Here is a 23,096-nt window from a genome sequence, read left to right as displayed (position 1 = left end):
TTAGAGTAGTATTTATTAACTATTAACTAGATATTAAAATATACAACTCTGAGTATTAATTGTTAATAAAAAAAAAGTATATGATTAAGAAAAGTTTTGGAATAAAAAATAATTAAACATTTTCATATTTACGTGTTACGGAATCCAAATTGATGAATTCAAATTAATATATTCAATTTGGACATTTTCTTTTTTTAATGAATTAACCAGTTTTTCAGCATAACATAACTTTTTTTCTTTAAAAGAATCAGCTTTTTGTAATTTAACACCTATTTCCGGCCTAGAATAATTAGTTATAATATTACCAAAATCCATACCTGCAAGAATTATCTGTTCTGACTTTAAAGAATATGTTGCTATATGCACTGCACGATCCCCATCCGTAAAACCACCATAATTTTCCAAGTTTCCAAAAGGTTTACATTGACAGGTAGGTATTATTTTATCCAATTTATCCAAGTATTCCTCAATTTTTTCCATATTATCCCCATGTGCATGAACATACAATACTGATCCTTTTTTATTTGAATCAATAATACTTTCTATTTTGCCATCCAAATCAGTAACTATCATATCAGGAATTATATCCTCTTCAAGTAATGCCGTTGTTGCACCATCAGCTGCAATTAAAATATAATCTTTAAAGTTAACATTACGTTTAAGATAAGATATATGTTTTTTAATTGAAGGTCCTGCCCCAAACACTATTGATTTATGTGCTAAATCTATATGTGACAAATCATATTTTCCAACTTTATCAATTTTCTCATCCAAAAGTTGAGCCGACACAATATCATCATCTTTACTAAATGAAAAATCATCAACAATTAAATCATACCAAATTTCCCAATCATTATACAATCCAAACCACCATAAAAAAAAATTAAAATAACAATACTATTTCTTTCATTCAAAACTATTAGATTTTATTAAAAAAATGAAAAAATAAATCATTTCATTCAGAAACTATTTTCAAAAAGAGCATTAGTTTAAAAAGATCAATATATGAAAATAACACCAATATGAAACTATAAAGTTAAAATATACCAATATCCAAAGAATTAATGTTTTATACTGGATGAAATATAATAAAAGATAAAACATTGATAAACCATATTAAAATGTTAATGACAAACTGTACTTGTTAAGTGTATATATAGAATTATCTATGAATAATAATATTTATCATCCTAATAAAACCAATTTAAAAAAAAATCACTATTTTTATTATTATTACCCTTATTAACCATTATAATTAAAAAGAAACTATAAAATCTGACTTATTTTCATAATTATAAGTAATAAAATTATAGGAGATAATGATATATTATGGCAGAATTACCAATCGCACCACTAAAAAGAATCATCAAAGAAGCAGGTGCAGAAAGAGTAAGTGACGATGCAGCAGTAGCACTAGCAGATGCTGTTGAAGAATATGCAGAAGAAGTAGCTGCTCAAGCTAATAAATTTACAAAACACGCAGGACGTAAAACAGTCACTGCCGACGATATTAAATTAGCATTATAATATTCGTCACACAACACGATTAAGTATATGTTATATTGAAGAGAAAATAACATATATTTATTCCCTTTCATAAAAAAACTATTTTTAAATCATAATCTACATTAACTTATAACAACAACACTATTTTTCATTAAACAAATATTTATAAAAACCAACACACAACACAGCACATATACTAGTGTACATACACTTTACTAATTTTAAAGATTTATGGCAAGTGTATTTACAAGAAACTGTAAATACAATAAGAAAATAATACAACTAAGTTCATAAGTGTAAATACAGTATAGTGTAAATACAGAAATTAAAACTACTACAAAATATACTAAATGTAAATACGATACGCTGTAAATACACTTTAAACAATTTAATAAAATAGCATTACTGTAAATACAATCATAATATAACACATTCCATAAATTAGACATACCTTATTTTACAACATATTTTTTAACATGAGTGAAATTTTGTATATACAACAACCACAAAATATCACATAACAGATTAATGTATATACAAATTACACTATATATACAATATCCATAAAAAAAATAACAAGCAATAATATATATACAACAATTACAGACAGGACCCTACTGTATATACAACCACCATAAAACAACAAACAAAACATTAATGTATATACACAATACACCGTATATACAAAACCCATAAAAAAGAATAACAAGTAGCATTGTATATACAATAATTTAATGAACACAACAAAACTGTATATACAACAAACACAAAATACCACATAACAGATAATGTATATACAAATTACACCGTATATACAATAATAACAAAACTAGACAATAAGTTTTTTGTATATACATAAAGAAAATTTTGTATATACAACAAAACAAAACAACAAAACAACACCTTAACGTATATACACAATACACCGTATATACAAAACCCATAAAAAGAACAACAAGTAGCATTGTATATACAATAAAGAAAAAATCATATACAAATGTATATACAACAACCATAAAACAACAAACAAAGGATTAATGTATATACACAACAATATTGTATATACAAAACCCAAAAAAAAGCACAACAACCAACACTGCATATACAACAATTTCATGAACACAACAAAACTGTATATACAACAACCACAAAATATCACATAACAGATAATGTATATACAAATTACACTGTATATACAAAAACCATAAAAAATCACAACAACCAACACTGTATATACAACAATTTCATGAACACAACAAAACTGTATATACAAACACCACAAAACAACAAACAATAGAGTAATGTATATACACAACAATACCGTATATACAAAACCCAAAAAAAAGCACAACAACCAACAATGTATATACAATTTACCGGTCCAATACATTTTATAGATTTGTTAAATAAATAAGGATCAACATTAGTATAAATACAAAATTAAAATTAAAATAAGTTTACAAAGTGTAAATACAATACACTGTAAATACATTTTAACCAATTCAACATACTATAAATTGTAAATACAATACCTGTGTAAATACACTTTAAGAATTATACTTATTTTAAGAAAATGTAAATACACAAATAATGTAAATACACTTCACAAATAATATCAAAAATTAGAAAGTGTAAATACATACATGATGTAAATACACATTAAGAATTATACCTATTTTAAGAAAATGTAAATACACTAATAATGTAAATACAATAATAGAAAATACCAAATATTTCAATAATGTAAATACACATTTAAACAATAATTGATAAACACATACAGAAGACAACACCACCAAATAAAACATGAAATACCCACAACAACAATAATGTAAATACACTTCACAAATAATATCAAAAATTAAAAAGTGTAAATACATACATGATGTAAATACACATTAAGAATTACACCTATTTTAAGAAAATGTAAATACACTAATAATGTAAATACACTTTACTAATAATATAAAAAATTAAAAAGTGTAAATACACTTACCCAAAATTAATAGAAAATAGTATAATGTAAATACAATATGTAAATACACTTTAAGAATTATACCTATTTTAATAAAATGTAAATACACTTAAACAAATATGCTGAATTGATAAAAGTGTAAATACAACACATATGTAAATACAATAATAGAAAATACCAAATATTTCAATAATGTAAATACACATTTAAACAATAAATGATAAACACATACAGAAGACAACACCACCAAATAAAACATGAAATACCCACAACAACAATAATGTAAATACACTTCACAAATAATATCAAAAATTAAAAAGTGTAAATACATACATGATGTAAATACACATTAAGAATTACACCTATTTTAAGAAAATGTAAATACACTAATAATGTAAATACAATAATAGAAAATACCAAATATTTCAATAATGTAAATACATCACTATTGTAAATACACCTAAGAAAATTAACATAAAAATCAATAGTGTAAATACATACCATAATCATCAACACGAAGTACCACATAACACAACATAGACAATAAACAGGATAGAATCATTAACTATAACAATAATGTAAATACACTTTACTAATAATATCAAAAATTAAAAAGTGTAAATACACTTACCCAAAATTAATAGAAAATCAATGCTGTCAAGTTAAGGTTTTTCTAACATAATTTTCTTTTATTTTTATATTATAACTTATTTTTACTTTAAATTTACTTAATTCTATTTATTATTTAATTATATTAAATATTATAAGTATCTATTTGTCTATACTAGTTTTTAAGTATTAATTATAGTTATTTTTATATATTATGAACTATATAATATTGTTTAATTAATTTACACATGATTTATTTTTATTTTTTATTATTAATTTATGTGGATTTGATTGATAGTATTTTGGTGTTTTTAATGTCTTTAGGTAATGTTTTATTAGATAGTATGGGAAATTTTAATAGTTATGTTTGTGATAAATATATTTTAGTTGATAATAAACTTCGTAATCGTAAGTTGCCTCCGGAATGTATTATGAAGTATATTCTTTGGAATCGTGGCCGTACGACTGCTTTGGAAGCTTTGTATTTTATGGAGGAATATTGGGGTGAATTGGATATGGATGTTTCTAAGCAAGCTATTTCTCAAAGGAGGATGATTATTAATCCTCAAGCATATATTGATATTAATGATGAGTTAATACGGGAAATTTATAGGAGACCTGAAGAGTTGAAAACTTTCAAAGGTTTTTATTTAACTGCTGGTGATGGTTCGATATTTGATTTACCTAATTATCCTACTGTTCGTGAAGATTTTGATATTGAAGATAATAATCATTCCCACCATACTTCTACAGCTAGGGTTTCCACTATGGTTGATGTACTTAATGAATTTATCATTAGTTCTGCTATTAGTAACAGAAAATATGGTGAAGTTAAGCATGCTATTAACCATTTGGAAGATGCTAAAGATAAAATAGATCTTAAGAAGACAATAACAATATATGATAGAGGATATCCTTCCAAAGATTTAATTTTAAAAACAATGGATTTAAACTCATTTTTTATAATACGTCTTAAAAAAGACACATTCATAGAACAAAGAGAAAATATAACTACTGATGATGAAATAATAGAAGTACCAATTGATAAAGATTACCTGAGAAGAATATCAGATAATGAAATAAAAGAATTAGCAAAAAAGCAAGATAAAATAAAAATACGAATAATAACCATCCCCTTATCATCTGGAGAAATAGAAACCCTTGCAACAAATGTTTTTGATAAAACAATTACAATAGATGACTTTAAAATGATATACAACAAAAGATGGGGAATTGAAACCAGTTATGACAAACTAAAAAACAAACTACAAACTGAAAACTTCAGCGGAAGAAGAAAAATCATAATAGAACAAGACTTCTACTCAGATATATACGTATTCAACATAGCAACAATAGTAAAACATGATGTAAACCAAGAAATAGAACAAAAACGAAGAAACAATAAAAAATACAAATACAAGGACTACCAAGCAAACTTCAACATCGCAGTAGGACTGGTAAAAAAAGAATTACTAAACCTCATAAACACTGATAAAGAAAAACAACAACAAACAATAACAAAAATAATCAAAATACTACAAAAACACCTAATACCCATAAAAAAAGAAATCAAATCAACCAACAGAGAACCAGTAGATTACGGACACAAATTCTCAGACAACAATAAAAGATCATTTTAAAAAAAAACACGAGACAAAAAAAATTTCACACAAAAACTATCTTAACTTGACAGCATTGATAGAAAATAGTATAATGTAAATACAATATGTAAATACACTTTAAGAATTATACCTATTTTAATAAAATGTAAATACACTTAAACAAATATGCTGAATTGATAAAAGTGTAAATACAACACATATGTAAATACAATAATAGAAAATACCAAATATTTCAATAATGTAAATACACTTTACTAATAATATCAAAAATTAAAAAGTGTAAATACACTTACCCAAAATTAATAGAAAATAGTATATGTAAATACAAAATTCGAATCATATAATAGTTCCCTAAACTCCCTTACAACACTATACAACCATTATAAACAAAAAGAAGTGTGAATTCTAAGGAATCAGATCAAAAGAGGATTATAGAAATCAGGTGCCGGAATATTTATTAATGAGGATGTGAATTCAACTTGTAATATTTTATGTGAAAGTAAGCTGAGATTCAATTTTGAATTGTTGTATAATTGGATTTAGTACTTTCGAAGTAGAATTAAATTTATTAAATAAAGTACGGGAAAAATTTATGCAATTCATTAGTTTTAACTATTGATTTTGTCTTATTGTTACTTTTTACTATCTATAATTAGAAATGAATAACATGATAATTTCTGTTTTTAATGTTAATTATGTTATATGTAGCATATAAGTTTATACTTAATTTAATAGGATTTTTATGAGATATAGAAAGTTAAACTGTGATTATTATAAAATTTAAGAGATGTGAACTGAATTTAAGTAGAATTAAATGTTGTTAAAATATAATGTTTAAAATTAGTTAAAATAAAGTATGTTTTAAAATGTAAATTTTTTAATAAAAATGAGTTTTAGCGAACAATCTTATGATAAATTAAAAAAGTATTAAAGACATAAGTATAATTATAGTAAGTTTAGTTATACTTAAGATATACTAAGTATGTTTTACTATTCTTATTATATTTTAATAAACGTTTATGAAAATATATTTTTGGAGGAATATTCCCAATGGAAGACATATTATTAATGATTCCTGGACCTACAACTGTTCCAAAAAGGGTTTTAGATGCAATGGCACAACCTATAACAAATCATAGAGGAGCAGCATATGGTGAAATTTTAGATGAAACAACAGCAATGTTATCTGAAGTTTTCCAAACTGATAATAAATCATATTTATTAACAGGTTCCGGTACTAGTGCAATGGAAGCTGCAATAGCAAACATTGTTGAAAAAGGTGATAAAGTAATCAATGTTGTTGGAGGAAAATTTGGAGAAAGACTTCAGCAATTAACAGAAGTATTTGGTGGAGAATCTATCGAAGTTACTGTACCTTGGGGCCAAGCAGCAGATCCGGCTGAAATAAAAAGAGTAGTAGAAGAAAACGATGATGCTAAAGCTTTAACAATGATACACAATGAAAGTTCAACAGCTGTAGTTAATCCAATTAAAGAAGTTGGAGAAATAATGAAAGATCATGATACATTATTTGTTGTTGACACTGTTTCTTCTCTTGCTGGTGATACTGTTAAAGTAGATGAATATGGTTTGGATATTTGTTTAAGTGGTTCACAAAAATGTCTTGCTGCACCACCTGGAATGAGTATGTTAACTTTAAGTGATGATGCATGGAATGTTGTTGATAAAGTAGAATCTCCTACTTATTATCTTGATATGAAAAAAATGAGAAAAAGTGGAGCTAAATCTCAAACTCCTTACACTCCTAGTGTATCAATGACATATGCAATGAATGAAGCATTAAGTATGGTATTAGAAGAAGGCTTAGATGCTCGTATCAAACGTCATCACACTGGTGCTGAAGCTACACGTGAAGCTGCAAAAGCATTAGGTCTTGAATTATTTGCACGTGAAGGTGATTATTCAAATACTCTTACTGGTATTAAAATGCCTGAAGGTGTTACTGATAAACAGTTACGCGGAACTATGAGGGATAAATATCAAATTGAATTAGCTGGTGGTCAAGATCACCTTAGTGGTAACATTTTCAGAATAGGTCACATGGGTATTACTGGTTTACAGGAATTAGCTATGACTTTCACCTGTCTAGAAATGACATTAAAAGAATTTGGATTTGACTTTGAAGCTGGAGCCGGTGTTGCAGCTTTACAAGATGTATATCTTAAAAATTAATTATTATTTTTTTGTAGGAAGTTTGGAACTTCCTATTTTTTTTGTTTGATGAAGTTTTTCTGTTTTTTAGAATGTTTAGCTTTATTTTATTATTATTTTTGATAATTTTAAAAACATTTATATACTTTATGTTTTATACTATTATTATCGGAAGTGTATTTCCTACTTCCGTCTTATTATAAAAAAATATAATGATATAATAAAATAAAAAATATAAAATAAAAAGAAGCATATCAAAAAAAAGGTAACAATAAAAAAAAAATATTGGAGGAATACAATTGGTAGCAGAAACGTTACTGAACACGGGAGACACAGCATGGATTTTAATCTCCACAGCATTAGTCATGATAATGACATTACCCGGATTAGCATTATTTTATGGAGGAATGAGCAAAAAGAAAAACGTTTTAAACACAATGTTTCTATCTTTAACAGCATTCGCCATTGCAAGCATAATCTGGGTATCATTTGGTTATCAATTTGCATTTGGAGAAACATTAAACGGATTTATAGGCATACCAACAAATTTCTTCTTAACAGGAATCGGATTGGATATGCTTCATCCAGACACAGGAATACCAGAATTATTATTTGTTGCATTCCAAGCAACATTTGCAGCAATAACCGTTGCATTAATTTCAGGAGCAGTAGTAGGACGAATGAAAGCCAAAGCATGGCTAATATTCATAATAATATGGTTAACACTAGTATACATCCCAGTAGCACACTGGGTATGGGGAGGAGGATGGCTATACCAACTAGGAGCATTAGACTTCGCAGGAGGAGCAGTAGTACATCTTAACTCAGGTATAGCAGCACTTGCATTAATATTAATACTAGGACCAAGAAAAGATCAAAGATTACTCCCTCACCATCTAGGATATGTAGTAATAGGAGCAGCATTACTATGGTTCGGATGGTTCGGATTTAATGGTGGATCAGCATTAGCAGCAAACGGACTAGCAGCAAACGGACTAATAACAACAAACGTAGCTGCAGCAACAGCAATGATTGGATGGATACTAATAGACCTCTGGAAATCTGGAAAACCAACAGTACTTGGTGCAACAACCGGAGCAGTAGCAGGATTAGTAGCTATAACACCAGCAGCAGGATTTGTAGACATACCATCTTCCATGATAATAGGATTCACCACAGTATTCATATCCTACTTTGCAATATCATACTTAAAACCAAAACTAGGATACGATGATGCATTAGATGCATTCGGAGTACATGGTTTATCAGGAACCTGGGGTGCAATTCTTACAGGAGTATTTGCAACACCAGCCATTGGAGGAGTTTCTGGGTTAATATATGGTAATCCAGAACAGGTTATAATACAAATAATTAGTATAGTAGCAGTAGGAGTTTACTCATTTATATTAACATATGGTATAGCAAAAGTTTTAGATAAAATAATGGGAATAAGAGTAGATGAACAAACAGAAACAGAAGGTTTAGATGTTAGAGAACATGAAGAACTTGGTTACAGAATATAATAGGAATATGATACTATGAAACAGATAACAGCTATTATACGTACAGAAAGATTAGATGCAGTTAAGGATGCTCTGGAAAAAGTGGACAGTCGTGGAATCACAGTTAGTGATGTTAAAGGTAGAGGAGAACAGTTAGGTATAGAAGAAAAATATCGTGGAAAAAGTTATCGTATAGATCTTTTACCTAAAGTTAAACTTGTTACAGTTGTTCATGATTCTGCAGTTGAAGAGGTTGTAAATGCAATTGTAGAAGCAGCAAAAACTGGAAATATAGGAGATGGAAAAATTTTCATAACTAACGTTGAAGAAGTTATTAAAATTAGGACTGGCGAACGCGGTGATGATGCATTATAAACTGTAGTCCCTATGACATTTAGGATTTTTAGATAAAATATGCTTATCTTATAATAATTTTTTAATCTCCTTTCTCTTATTAATATGGGTTTTTCCATATTCTATTTTTTTTGAAATAATATTATTGAAAAGAAAATATATGTTCAAATTTTTAGAAGAGTTATAAAAGGTAATTATTTTTGATTTAAAAAATAGTAATGAATTATTAAAGAAAAAGAAAGAAATAGACTTATTAGAAGTCTATTCCAGTAATTCTTAATCCACCGTAATGGGATTTATATTTTATGTTTAAACCTATTAGTAATGGCGTGATTTTTTCTATCATTCGTGCTTTTTCTAGTTTACCACAGTCTATGCATTTTATTCCAGGTATTTTTTCTACTAACTCTTTTACTTGTGCTTTAGCTTCATTATCGTCTCCTGCAATGAGACAGTCACAGTCTATTGGTTCTGGTATGTTTTCTAAATGTGAATTACTTATATTATTGAATCCTGCTACTACTTTTACTCCTGTTTTTTTAAGGATTTTAGCTGTTCTTTCTGCAGCGGATCCTTCCATTAAATCAACAAATCTTGCTGGTGATCCTCCAATTGCTGTTTCCAGTGGTACTGTTGCATCGATTAATATTTTTTCTCCTACAAATTCTTTTATGGATTGTAATGTTGCTTTTTGTGCTGCTAATGGTACTGTTAGAATGAGAAGTTCTCCTTCTTTGGCTGCGTCTTCATTAGACATTCCCACCATATTAATATTTTCGTAGTCTTTTAGTAATTCTAATGTTTCTTCTACTTTAGTTAATGCTTTATCTTCTTTTCTGCTTCCGATGATTACATCTTCTCCAGCTATTGCTAATCTTTTTCCTAAGTTTAATCCTTGTGAACCTGTTCCACCAATTATTCCTATTTTCATATTAATACCTCTTAATTTATAAATAATATATCATGATTAATCATTACATATATATTATGTAATATATACAATTTTTGGTATTAATATTAAAAAAAATGTTTAAAAAAAAGTAGATATTTACTCTTCTAATAATTCACGAATCTTATAAGTGCATTTCTTAACAGTTCTTGCTGCATCAAAAAATTCAGATCTTTCATAATCATTCATTCGAACAGGGACAATTCTCTGAATTCCTCGTTTACAAAGAATTACTGGCACACCTAATGAAACATCATATACTCCTTCTACTTCTCCTTCAAGATAAGTACTTACAGTAAGAATTTTCCTGCTATCATTTATTATTGTTCGTATAAGATTACTAATAGCATAGGATGGACCATATTCTGTTGCTCCTTTTTTAGAAATAATATTTCCACCGGCATTTCTAATTCTACTAACTAATTCATCTGGTTCTAAATCAGTAGATTGTACAAAATATTTAAGTGGAATACCACCGATAGTAGATGAACTTAATAAAGGCACCATGTGATCTCCATGTTCCCCGATTACCCTTGTGTGTATTTCACCATTATGAATTTTAAAATGTTTTGCAAGAATTGTTTTTAATCTTAGAGAATCTAAGTGATTTCCAAGCCCTATTACTCTATTTTTTTCAAAACCTGAATATTGTAAAGCTATAGATGTCATTACATCAACCGGATTTGTAACTATTAATATAATTGAATTCGGAGCATATTTTGCTATTGCTTGTGAATATTCTTTTATTATTTCGGCATTAGGTACTGCTAAGTCAAGTCTAGTATATCCTGGTTGACGTGGAACTCCAGAAGTAATTAAAACAATTTTTGAATCGGATATGTCTTCAAGATTACTGGATGCTGTTAATACACTCTCTATATCTTCTGCTGCAAGAGCATCATACATGTCCAGAACTTCCCCTTTAACCCTGTTATGACTACTTTCACGTGAGTACATTACTATTTCATCAATTACATCTTCTCTTGCTAACGTAAATGCTACATTTTTTCCAATTGTTCCTGAAGCACCTATTATTGAGATTTTAACTATATTAATCCCTCCTAAAAAAATTATTGATTTTTTTATTATATATCAATATTTATTTATTTAGTTTATAATATTAAAAGATTTCTAAAAATAGGATTGAAAATATGAATAGAAAATTATGGAAAATATGAAAAAAATACAGTGTATATTAAATTATCGGATTAAAAAATAAAAAATGTTTAAAAATAAAAAAAAAGTTATTAAAAAAACTAACAATTATTCCCCACTTAATTTATCCAGGAAAGTTAATGCATTAGCTTTAATATAACCACTTTCATCATTTTCAGCAAGATATTTTAAAGCTTCAACAGCTTCATCCCCACCAATATTTCCTAAACCAAATACTGCACCGGAACGGACAAAACTTTTTTCATCCTTATAAGCCTTGAGGAAAACATCCAAAGTATCAGGTCTTGCAATTTTAGCTAAAGCCCAAACAGCTCCACCCCTAGCCCTCCAATTTTCATCATCAACAAGAGTTAATAGAGGTTCCACTGCATCTTCACCATAATCAGCAAGAGCTGAACTAGATTGTCTTCTAATCCATTTATTCCTATCATTTAATAATTTAACAAAAACATCCATAGAACTAGGATCTTTTAAATCCCTTAATAATTCCACCATTGTTAAACGAGTATTTTTAGGATAATCAATATTCAACACTTCTTCATGTAAAACATCAATCTCTGCAGGCATATACATAGAAATCGTACTTTCTGCTTCTAATCTTACAAAATCATCTTCATCATTTAAATTTTGGATAGCGTTAACAATTTCTTCTTTACTCATAATCATCACGAAAATTCTTTTATGTTCATTTATCTTAATAATATTTAGCATCAAATTATATAAATAATTAATCATCTAATAATATACTATAACAAAAACAAGGAGAATACGAATTTGTTTAAAATAACAACTATTCCAGGAGACGGAATAGGACAAGAAGTAATGAAACCAACATTAGAAATCCTGGAAACAACAAATGCAAATTTTGATTTCATACCACAAGAAGCAGGAAAAGAATGTTACAAAAAATACGGAACCAATTTACCCCAAGAAACAATAAACTCATGCAAAGAAAGTGATTCAACATTGTTCGGAGCAGTAACATCTATCCCCCAACAAAAAAGTGCAATAGTTACACTAAGAAAAGAATTAAATCTATACATAAACCAAAGACCAATAAAATCATACACCAACCCAGAAATTAATTTTACAATAATAAGAGAAAATTCGGAAGGATTATATTCACATATGGAAGAAGATAATGGTGAAGAAACCATTGCAATAAGAAAAATTACACATAAAGCATCAGAAAGAATATGTGATTATGCATTCAGATACGCAGAAAAAATAGGGAAAAAAACTGTGACCGCAGCACATAAAGCAAACGTACTGCCCATTACAGATGGAGTGTTTAAAACAGCATTTTATAAAATTGCCAACCAATACCCTAACATAATTCCAAACGACTACTACATAGATGCAATGGCAATGTACCTGATAACCAAACCATCACAATTTGATGTGATTGTAACAACAAACTTATTCGGAGATATTTTATCCGACGAGGGAGGAGGATTATTAGGAAGTTTAGGATTAATCCCCTCAGCAAACATTGGAAATGACAATGGACTATTTGAACCAGTACATGGATCTGCACCAGACATAGCTGGAAAAAATAAAGCAAACCCTATTGCAATGATACTGTCTAGTTGTTTAATGTTAGAATTCCTTAACATGGAAAAAGAGGCACAAAACATTCAGAACACTATTGAAGAAATAATAAGAGAAGGAAAAATTAAAACACCAGATATGGGTGGTACTCAGAATACTCAGGAAATGTGTGATGAAATTATCAAAAAACTGTAAAGGCAACATTCAAACAATGAATAAATTTATAAACTTATAAATAGAAAAATAAAACTAACTATTAAATTTTTTTATTCATACAATTTTTTGAGAAAAACAATCGTATACAAAAAAAATTGTGATTAACTAATAATACTCATTATGAGTATGAATAAAATGATATTATATTTTACCGAGGAGGTATTTTAAATGAAAACTACTGTAAGTATAATTAAAGCAGATATTGGTAGTGTTGGTGGACACGCAGTAACACACCAATTATTAAAAGATAAATGTAACGAATATTTATCAAAAGCAAAAGAAGAAGGATTATTAAAAGATTTCTATATAACCAATTGTGGTGACGACATAGACATGATTATGACCCACACAAACGGTCCAGACAATGAAGAAGTACACAAACTCGCATTTGATACATTCATGGCAGGAGCAGAAGTAGCAAAAGGACTTAAATTATACGGTGCAGGTCAAGACTTATTATCTGATACATTCAGTGGAAACATTAAAGGTATGGGACCAGGTAGTGCAGAAATAGAATTCGAAGAAAGAGGATCAGACCCAGTATTCGCATACTGCTGTGATAAAACAGAACCAGGAGCATTCAACTTACCATTATTCAGAATGTTTGCAGACCCTTTCAACACTGCAGGATTAGTAATCGACCCAACATTACACGGTGGATTCGACTTCGAAGTATACGATGTAATTGAAAACAGAAAAGTAACAATGTCCTGTCCAGATGAAATGTACGATTTATTAGCTTTAATCGGTTCAACAGGAAGATATGTAATAAAAAGAATATTCAGAAGATCAGATGGTGAAATAGCAGCTGCAGTAAGTACTGACAGACTTAACCTCATGGCAGGAAAATACATAGGTAAAGATGACCCAGTAGCAATTGTAAGATCACAATCAGGATTCCCAGCTGGTGGAGAAACAACAGAACCATTCGCATTCCCACACTTAGTAAGTGGATGGATGAGAGGATCACATAACGGACCTTTAATGCCTGTTGGTGAAGCAGATGCAAGACCTGTAAGATTCGACGGACCTCCTCGTGTAATCGGACTAGGTTTCCAAGTAAACAACGCAGAACTTGTTGGACCAGTTGACATGTTCGCAGACCCTGCATTTGATGAAGCAAGAACAACTGCAACAAAAGTAGCAAACTACATGAGAAGACACGGACCATTCGAACCACACAGATTACCTGCAGACGAAATGGAATACACAAGTCTTCCAGGTGTTCTTACAAAACTTGAAGACAGATTCGAAGATATGTAAATATTAATTATAATATTTACTTCAACATAACCCCCCCCCCATTTATAAAAAAAAACTAGTTTTAGTACACGCTATATTCATTAATGAAAAAAGGGTTATTGTTTTAAGATAAAATCCACAATTATATCACTTATCTTAGAAATATTTTTACCCACCAGTAAATTATGTTTAAGATTATCCAAAACAATCATTTCAGAATTAATAATTTTTTTATGTGTTTCTTCTTGTAAAGAAGGTGGAACTAGAGTATCATATTTTCCACACAATATTAATGTTGGAATATCAAATTGATCTAAGTCATAGATAATGTCAAATCCTAGCATTGCATTAATAGCTTTTTCAATCGCCATAGTGTTTACATTATTAGAAGCATATTCTTTTATCATTTCAAGTTCCTTTTTGTTTTCTTCAATTATATTCGGACATAATACCATTGGCAGTATATATTCATAAAAATCGTCATAGGATGATTTAACAGCATTTCTTAATTGTAGAAAAATATTTTCAACATATGATGAACATCTTGCAAAAGTAGACATTAATATGATTGATGAAACTTTTTCAGGATATTTTATAGCATAGCTTAATCCAATTAGTCCTCCCATCGAAAATCCTACTATTATACATTCATCAACCTTTAAATTATTTAATAAAATGTTTAAATCATCTACAAGTAAATCAATACTTATTTCTTCCCTACTTAATGGACTTTTACCATGACCTCTTATATCATAGCGTATTATTTTATGCTTATTTTTTAAAATACTGCTTAGAGGTTCCCAGTACTCCAAACTATCCGATAATCCATGTATAAGAATTAATGGTTTACCTTTTCCTTCAACTTTATAATTAATATCTTTTTTAAACATTACAATAACATATGTTGTTAAAACTATTTACTCTTATTTCAATAGAGGAATACTGTAAATGGAGATGAAAATTTATAAAAATAAGATAAAAAGAAGAGAACCAAGTCTTTCTAAAAAAAAGAATGTTTGATTATTCTAAATCTAATAAGTTTGATAAATGATTAGTTGATATGTTACCAATTACTTGGTGTTTTTCATTAATTACTGGTAAAACGGATATGCGTTCTTCTTCCATTTTATGAGCAACTTCATAAATTGAATCGTCTTCAAAACATGTGGCAACGTCCTTTGTCATGATTTCTTCTATATTGTCCGTGTTCATAGCTATTGCTTTAGATAAATCCCATGCAGTGATGATTCCGATTATTTCATTGTTTGAATTGACTATAGGAAGATGTGTTTTATTTTTTGTAAGCATTACTTCTGCTGCATTTTTAACACTTTTTGATTCGTGTAGTGTTACAACGTGTTTACTCATAACATCTTTTACTGTTGCTTTAGATAAAAAGTTGCTGATAATGTAGTTCATTTGACCATTTTCTATTAAAAATGCATCATGTCCGTATTCTGAATTTAGTTTAGAATAGGTTACATCAACATTATTTGCTCTTAATGCTTGAACTATTTCTTCCATGTGTTCATGAGTGTATAACCAGTCTGAAGTTATGGACATTATGAGCATTTTTGCTCTTACTGATTTTAATCCTTCTTCTAATGAATTGTTTTTTCTGACATCAAAGTAGTCTAATGCTTTTGTTAAGTATAGGTAACTGTTTGCATCAAATTTTTTTGTGAAAGAAAATCCTTGATATTCAAGATAACTTTCTACTTGGAATTCATTGCTGAAATCATAGCTGAAATCGTTTTTGTCTTGGAGTCGTCTTCCAAATTTTTCGTACATTGATTCGTTGCTTAAGTATGTGATGTGTCCTATCATTCGGGCAACTGATAATCCTTGTTCTGGTATTTTGTCTGTATGATAATAATTTCCCTTGTTCCAGTTTGGATCTTCTGTTATTGATCTGCGTTCAACTGCATTAAATGCTATTTGTTGTGGTGTAGAGTATGCTCCGGATGCTATCATTATTGCATTTCTTATCATTTCAGGGTGTGAAATTGTCCATTCGAGTACTTGCATTCCCCCCATTGATCCTCCAATAACTGCATATAATTGGGTGATTTCTAAATGGTCCATTAGTTTCTTTTGAGCGGATACCATGTCGGCTATGGTAACTATTGGAAAGTCTAATCCGTATTCTTTTCCTGTGTCTGGATTTATTGAGCTAGGTCCTGTGGAACCTTTACAACTTCCTATTACGTTAGAACATATGATGAAATATTTATTTGTATCTAATGGTTTTCCTGGACCGATTATTATGTTCCACCAACCTGGTTTTTTATCATTGTCATGCCAACCTGCTGCGTGTGCATCACCTGTTAGTGCATGACAAACATATATTGCATTACTTTTTTGTGCATTTAATGTCCCGTATGTTTCATAGGCAATTGTTGGAGTTTTTAATATGTTTCCTGTTTCTAATTTTAGGTCTTCTTCTAATGTATAATATTGTGTTTCTACTGTACCTATTGATTTTAAAAGTGCCAACTTTTTACCTCCCTTAGTCTTTTATAATATTTTGTTATATATTTCTTGTTACATTTAATATTTGTTATCAAAATAGGTAATCTGTTTAAATTTAAATTGAATTATATTTATGAAAAATAGGTTTGAAATGGGGGGTTAAGTGGATGTTTAGATGATTATATTTTATCTAATGCTTGGTCTACATCAGCTAATATATCTTCTAAATCTTCTATTCCTACTGAAAATCTTATCAGATCTGGTGTTACTCCTGTTGCTCTTTGTTGTTCTTCTGTTAATTGTGAGTGTGTTGTTGATGCTGGGTGGATTACTAGTGATTTTGCATCGCCTATGTTTGCTAATAGGGATAATAGTTCTGTGTGATTTATGAAATCTACTGCTCCCTGATATCCTGCTTTTAGTCCGAATGATACTATTCCACCATAACCTTTTTCAGCATATTTTTTTGCTATTTCGTGGTTTGGACTGCTTTCTAGACCAGAGTAGGTCACCCATGCTACTTTTGGATGTGCTTCTAAGTGTTTTGCTACTGCTAATGCGTTTTCTGCATGTTTTTCAATTCTTAAACTTAATGTTTCTAGTCCTTGTAGTAATAGGAATGAACCGAATGGGCTTGGTACTGCTCCTGTGTCTCTTCCAAGTACTGCTCTTATTCTTGTTGTGAATGCTACTGGGCCTAGTGCTTCATAGAATTTTAATCCGTTGTATGTTTCATCAGGTTCGGTTAATCCAGGGAATTTTCCATTGTCCCAGTTGAAGTCTCCTTTTTCTATGATGACTCCACCTAGTGTTGTTCCGTGTCCTCCTATATATTTTGTTGCACTGCTTGATATTATATCTGCTCCATGGTCGAATGGTCTTACTGATCCTATTCCTACGGTGTTGTCTGCTATTAATGGTATTCCGTTTTTGTGGGCTATTTCGGATAATACGTCAAAGTCTGGTATGTCTAGTTTTGGGTTTCCTATGGATTCTACATAGATTGCTCTTGTTTTTTCATCTATTGCTGCTTCGAATTCTTCTGGTGATTGTGAGTCTACGAATTTTACTGTTCTTCCGAGGTTTGGAAGTGTGTTTTCGAATAATTCGAATGTTCCTCCGTATAGGTTATCTGCTGATACTATGTTGTCTCCTACTTCTGTTAGGTTGATTATTGTGTAGAATATTGCGGACATTCCGGATGATGTTGCGTATGCTGCTGTTCCTCCTTCTATTGCTGCGATTCTTTTTTCGAATGCTTCTGTTGTTGGGTTTGTTAGTCTTGTGTATATGTTTCCTGGTTCTGTTAATGCGAATCGGTTTGCTGCTTGATCTGTGTCGTTGAATACGTATGATGTTGTCTGGTATATTGGTACTGCTCTTGAGCCTGTTTCATCTGTTTCTTCTTGTCCGACATGTAATCCTATTGTTGCTATATTTTTTTTATTTTTTACTTCGTATGCCACGTTTTCACTTCCTTTTATTATATGTTATTTTTTTTTTGATTTGATTTTTCTTTTCTGTTTGTTGTTTTTGTTATTCTTTTAATTTAACTTTTCTTGTTATTTGGTTTTTTTTTATTTTCTTTTCTCTTTTTTTTATTTTGTGTGTTTCACGTCCTGTTTTTTATTTTTCCGTGTGTATTTTATTATTTTTTTGGTAATTTTTAATGAAAATAATATATAACAATGTTATAGTTTTTATTATTAAAAATAATCCTTTATCTAAGAGGATTTTTTTGAAAAGTAATACATGAATGTATTTAAAATATAACATCAGAATATTATGTTTATTATATTAATTGAATTTAAGTATATCCTTAAGGATATAACAATAGTTATATTTTATGTAGTATATAAATGTTTCCAACAAAACTGAGAAAAAAATCAATGCTGTCAAGTTAAGGTTTTTCTAACATAATTTTCTTTTATTTTTATATTATAACTTATTTTTACTTTAAATTTACTTAATTCTATTTATTATTTAATTATATTAAATATTATAAGTATCTATTTGTCTATACTAGTTTTTAAGTATTAATTATAGTTATTTTTATATATTATGAACTATATAATATTGTTTAATTAATTTACACATGATTTATTTTTATTTTTTATTATTAATTTATGTGGATTTGATTGATAGTATTTTGGTGTTTTTAATGTCTTTAGGTAATGTTTTATTAGATAGTATGGGAAATTTTAATAGTTATGTTTGTGATAAATATATTTTAGTTGATAATAAACTTCGTAATCGTAAGTTGCCTCCGGAATGTATTATGAAGTATATTCTTTGGAATCGTGGCCGTACGACTGCTTTGGAAGCTTTGTATTTTATGGAGGAATATTGGGGTGAATTGGATATGGATGTTTCTAAGCAAGCTATTTCTCAAAGGAGGATGATTATTAATCCTCAAGCATATATTGATATTAATGATGAGTTAATACGGGAAATTTATAGGAGACCTGAAGAGTTGAAAACTTTCAAAGGTTTTTATTTAACTGCTGGTGATGGTTCGATATTTGATTTACCTAATTATCCTACTGTTCGTGAAGATTTTGATATTGAAGATAATAATCATTCCCACCATACTTCTACAGCTAGGGTTTCCACTATGGTTGATGTACTTAATGAATTTATCATTAGTTCTGCTATTAGTAACAGAAAATATGGTGAAGTTAAGCATGCTATTAACCATTTGGAAGATGCTAAAGATAAAATAGATCTTAAGAAGACAATAACAATATATGATAGAGGATATCCTTCCAAAGATTTAATTTTAAAAACAATGGATTTAAACTCATTTTTTATAATACGTCTTAAAAAAGACACATTCATAGAACAAAGAGAAAATATAACTACTGATGATGAAATAATAGAAGTACCAATTGATAAAGATTACCTGAGAAGAATATCAGATAATGAAATAAAAGAATTAGCAAAAAAGCAAGATAAAATAAAAATACGAATAATAACCATCCCCTTATCATCTGGAGAAATAGAAACCCTTGCAACAAATGTTTTTGATAAAACAATTACAATAGATGACTTTAAAATGATATACAACAAAAGATGGGGAATTGAAACCAGTTATGACAAACTAAAAAACAAACTACAAACTGAAAACTTCAGCGGAAGAAGAAAAATCATAATAGAACAAGACTTCTACTCAGATATATACGTATTCAACATAGCAACAATAGTAAAACATGATGTAAACCAAGAAATAGAACAAAAACGAAGAAACAATAAAAAATACAAATACAAGGACTACCAAGCAAACTTCAACATCGCAGTAGGACTGGTAAAAAAAGAATTACTAAACCTCATAAACACTGATAAAGAAAAACAACAACAAACAATAACAAAAATAATCAAAATACTACAAAAACACCTAATACCCATAAAAAAAGAAATCAAATCAACCAACAGAGAACCAGTAGATTACGGACACAAATTCTCAGACAACAATAAAAGATCATTTTAAAAAAAAACACGAGACAAAAAAAATTTCACACAAAAACTATCTTAACTTGACAGCATTGGAAAAAAATGAAAAATATACTAAAGAATATTAAAATTAGTCCTAAAAAAATGAACAAAATATAATAATATCACAGGATATCCTGCAAATATAAAATATTTTCTTCAGAAATCCTATCAATTAGCTTTTTAATATTATCCGCAGATTTAATCATATCAAAATTACCGATCAATATCAATTTTTTTCTAGATCTAGTTATTGAAACATTTAATTGATTTTCATCAGCCAAAAAATTCTTTTGAAATTTAGTTAATGATTTTGGAGAACTCTTACAAAAACTAACCAGTATCACATCTTTTTCTCTACCCTGAAATCTATATATAGTATCACATTCTACATTTAACTCATTTTTTCTTAATAATTTCTGAATATACAATTTCTGTTTCTTATAAGGAGTTATAATCCCTATTTCATCCAATGAAATCCCATTACATTTTAAATTAGAAAGCAAATTTAGAATAATTTCTGATTCATACTTATTACAACAACCACCAGACACATTAGATTCATCAAAATTTATATTTGAAGTATCAATTATGCTTAGAGGATTATCATCTAAAAGAAATGATTTATGATTATTTAAGATAATTTTCTGATTCTTAACATTATCTCCAGTTAATAATCGTCCATCATAATATAATTTACTTGCTATATCACTTATCTCCTGATTCATTCTATATTGAATATTTAGGAAAGTAAAATTATCAGGATATTTATCTATTAATAAGTTGAATATAGATTTATTTAATAGATAAGATGAATTATTGTTTTGTATTGGCTGTAACTGTTTATTATCTCCAATCAAAATAAATTTAGTTGTCTTCATTAATGGTATCAATGCAAGGTATACTGGAACTTGGCTAGCTTCATCCATTATTACATAATCAAAATCAATATCCTTTGTTAAATAACTAGAAGAGGAGAGTACTGTTGATGCAAAAATTTTAGTTGTATGAAGTATATCACTTTGTATATTTTTTTTAATATTTTCAATCTCTAATTTTAATTCATTTATCCGATCAGTATTATCAATAGTATGCCCATCACTGACAAGATTATCATCAGTTATTTTATTATTTTTAATTTTGATTATCTGACTAAAAATTTTACTTATAATACTTTCATGAGTATCACTAACATTTGAAGTAGCTGAAAAGTTAAGACTATTTTTTGATAAATCAGCTATCAATTTTTCTTTTTCAATAATTTCATCGAACATATTATGCTGTTTAATTTGATTTTCCATCGTGTATTTAATAACTTTTGATGTAACTTGACTTTTTTGTCCAATACGAAGTATTTGTTCATCATCAATATCAGTTAACCGTTCAATAATATTGTCTAGAGCTATATGAGTATGGGTGGTAATTAATATTCTATTATTATTCTTATATAACTGTCTGATAATTTCAACAATAGTATGTGTTTTACCAGTTCCGGGAGGTCCTTGAATTAAATGAAATTTATCTGTTTGTAAAGATTTTTTTACAGCTTCCTTCTGATTCTTATTCAAATTATTAACAGAAAACTTTTTATTTACATAATTAATCTTTTCATTTCCAAAAATAATATTTAATGTTTCTTTATTTTCTTCACTAATCTTATTGTCTTTAATATTATCATATGTTTCTTGGAGTTTTTGAATTATGATATCTTTCTGTATATTTTTAATAGATACTTCTTCATTTATTTTAAAAATATTTTTATTTTCTATTTTTAATTCTATATTTTTATTTTTAGCTGAAGTCACAATAGCTTTTACTCTATTTACTTCTACAGATATGTTTTTTGAGAGGTTGTGCGAATATTTTGTGGATATTTTTAAAGTATTGTTATTTATATCAGTTATTTTTCCTGTTATTGTTTTGTTTGATTTTTTTTCTTTTTCTATTAGTGATTTAAATTCTTTGATAAAATGAGTGTTTTTGTAATTCATAATAAATATTATTAATATTTATAAAAAAAGTATTACTTATATATTGTTATAAAAGAAAAACCAGAACAGATAAAAGACAAATATGAGTATTCTCCAAAAAATACTCAATTCATCTCAATATAGGATATAATTCACCTTAATCATTCTTTAAATAAAAAAGAAATCATAAGTTATTCTAACTAAAAGTTAGACCATAATATTAGATATATATTAATTTACAAAATGTATCTCTATAAATTTAACATAATATCTTGGTGTTTAATTCAACAT

The 23,096-nt window shown here is 28.3% G+C and carries 16 protein-coding genes; 8 read left to right on the top strand and 8 right to left on the bottom strand.

The annotated features are described in order from the left end of the window. Positions 1 to 135: 135 nt before the first annotated feature. Complete coding sequence (locus PXD04_RS14150; RefSeq protein ID WP_323735482.1) at positions 136 to 861, bottom strand: 6-hydroxymethylpterin diphosphokinase MptE-like protein; 726 nt, start codon at positions 859 to 861, stop codon at positions 136 to 138. Between the two features lie 468 nt (positions 862 to 1,329). Here PXD04_RS14150 and PXD04_RS14145 point away from each other — a divergent pair, with 468 nt between their 5' ends. The 5 genes from PXD04_RS14145 to PXD04_RS14125 all read left to right on the top strand — a co-directional run bounded on the left by PXD04_RS14145 (position 1,330) and on the right by PXD04_RS14125 (position 9,761). Beyond that, a complete protein-coding gene (locus PXD04_RS14145; protein WP_323735481.1) occupies positions 1,330 to 1,527 on the top strand; it encodes a histone family protein in 198 nt (65 codons plus the stop codon). Between the two features lie 2,877 nt (positions 1,528 to 4,404). Beyond that, positions 4,405 to 5,730, top strand: a complete 1,326-nt coding sequence (locus PXD04_RS14140) for an IS4 family transposase (RefSeq protein WP_323735471.1) — start codon at positions 4,405 to 4,407, stop codon at positions 5,728 to 5,730. Between the two features lie 1,032 nt (positions 5,731 to 6,762). Beyond that, complete coding sequence (locus tag PXD04_RS14135) at positions 6,763 to 7,905, top strand: alanine--glyoxylate aminotransferase family protein (RefSeq protein ID WP_323735480.1); 1,143 nt, start codon at positions 6,763 to 6,765, stop codon at positions 7,903 to 7,905. A 278-nt stretch (positions 7,906 to 8,183) separates the two neighbouring features. After that, positions 8,184 to 9,407, top strand: a complete 1,224-nt coding sequence (locus PXD04_RS14130) for an ammonium transporter (protein ID WP_323735479.1) — start codon at positions 8,184 to 8,186, stop codon at positions 9,405 to 9,407. Between the two features lie 15 nt (positions 9,408 to 9,422). Continuing rightward, the gene (locus PXD04_RS14125) at positions 9,423 to 9,761 is read left to right on the top strand and encodes a P-II family nitrogen regulator (RefSeq protein ID WP_323735478.1); all 339 of its coding nucleotides are present in this window, start codon (positions 9,423 to 9,425) and stop codon (positions 9,759 to 9,761) included. 232 nt (positions 9,762 to 9,993) lie between these two features. On the opposite strand, the gene npdG is transcribed toward PXD04_RS14125, so the two are convergent. The 3 genes from npdG to PXD04_RS14110 form a co-directional block, all read right to left on the bottom strand. Beyond that, positions 9,994 to 10,671 (bottom strand): NADPH-dependent F420 reductase, encoded by a 678-nt coding sequence (gene npdG / locus PXD04_RS14120; RefSeq protein WP_323735477.1) that lies wholly within the window; start codon positions 10,669 to 10,671, stop codon positions 9,994 to 9,996. A gap of 117 nt (positions 10,672 to 10,788) precedes the next feature. Then, complete coding sequence (locus PXD04_RS14115) at positions 10,789 to 11,739, bottom strand: malate dehydrogenase (protein ID WP_323737439.1); 951 nt, start codon at positions 11,737 to 11,739, stop codon at positions 10,789 to 10,791. A gap of 213 nt (positions 11,740 to 11,952) precedes the next feature. Continuing rightward, positions 11,953 to 12,531: a HEAT repeat domain-containing protein gene (locus PXD04_RS14110; RefSeq protein WP_323737438.1), complete on the bottom strand. Its 579-nt coding sequence runs from the start codon at positions 12,529 to 12,531 to the stop codon at positions 11,953 to 11,955. 108 nt (positions 12,532 to 12,639) lie between these two features. Here PXD04_RS14110 and PXD04_RS14105 point away from each other — a divergent pair, with 108 nt between their 5' ends. Then, positions 12,640 to 13,611 carry an isocitrate/isopropylmalate dehydrogenase family protein gene (locus PXD04_RS14105; protein WP_323735476.1) on the top strand — a complete coding sequence of 324 codons (972 nt, stop codon included), beginning with the start codon at positions 12,640 to 12,642 and terminating at the stop codon, positions 13,609 to 13,611. 189 nt (positions 13,612 to 13,800) lie between these two features. Further along, positions 13,801 to 14,895 carry a fructose-1,6-bisphosphate aldolase/phosphatase gene (gene fbp, locus PXD04_RS14100; protein WP_323735475.1) on the top strand — a complete coding sequence of 365 codons (1,095 nt, stop codon included), beginning with the start codon at positions 13,801 to 13,803 and terminating at the stop codon, positions 14,893 to 14,895. Positions 14,896 to 14,990: 95 nt separating this feature from the next. On the opposite strand, the gene PXD04_RS14095 is transcribed toward fbp, so the two are convergent. The 3 genes from PXD04_RS14095 to PXD04_RS14085 form a co-directional block, all read right to left on the bottom strand. Next, on the bottom strand, positions 14,991 to 15,764 hold the full coding sequence (locus PXD04_RS14095; RefSeq protein ID WP_323735474.1) for an alpha/beta hydrolase: 774 nt from the start codon (positions 15,762 to 15,764) through the stop codon (positions 14,991 to 14,993). A 130-nt stretch (positions 15,765 to 15,894) separates the two neighbouring features. After that, a complete protein-coding gene (locus tag PXD04_RS14090; RefSeq protein ID WP_323735473.1) occupies positions 15,895 to 17,370 on the bottom strand; it encodes a homoserine O-acetyltransferase in 1,476 nt (491 codons plus the stop codon). Between the two features lie 155 nt (positions 17,371 to 17,525). Continuing rightward, on the bottom strand, positions 17,526 to 18,812 hold the full coding sequence (locus PXD04_RS14085) for an O-acetylhomoserine aminocarboxypropyltransferase/cysteine synthase family protein (protein ID WP_323735472.1): 1,287 nt from the start codon (positions 18,810 to 18,812) through the stop codon (positions 17,526 to 17,528). Positions 18,813 to 19,507: 695 nt separating this feature from the next. On the opposite strand from PXD04_RS14085, the gene PXD04_RS14080 reads away from it, so the two are divergent. Further along, positions 19,508 to 20,833: an IS4 family transposase gene (locus PXD04_RS14080; protein ID WP_323735471.1), complete on the top strand. Its 1,326-nt coding sequence runs from the start codon at positions 19,508 to 19,510 to the stop codon at positions 20,831 to 20,833. 127 nt (positions 20,834 to 20,960) lie between these two features. On the opposite strand, the gene PXD04_RS14075 is transcribed toward PXD04_RS14080, so the two are convergent. After that, complete coding sequence (locus tag PXD04_RS14075) at positions 20,961 to 22,640, bottom strand: AAA domain-containing protein (RefSeq protein ID WP_323735470.1); 1,680 nt, start codon at positions 22,638 to 22,640, stop codon at positions 20,961 to 20,963. Positions 22,641 to 23,096 lie beyond the last annotated feature (456 nt).

The organism is Methanosphaera sp. ISO3-F5 (assembly GCF_034480035.2).
Classification (GTDB): domain Archaea; phylum Methanobacteriota; class Methanobacteria; order Methanobacteriales; family Methanobacteriaceae; genus Methanosphaera.
Note: the sequence above shows the minus strand (reverse complement) of the source record. Positions and strands in the feature narration are given on the sequence as shown.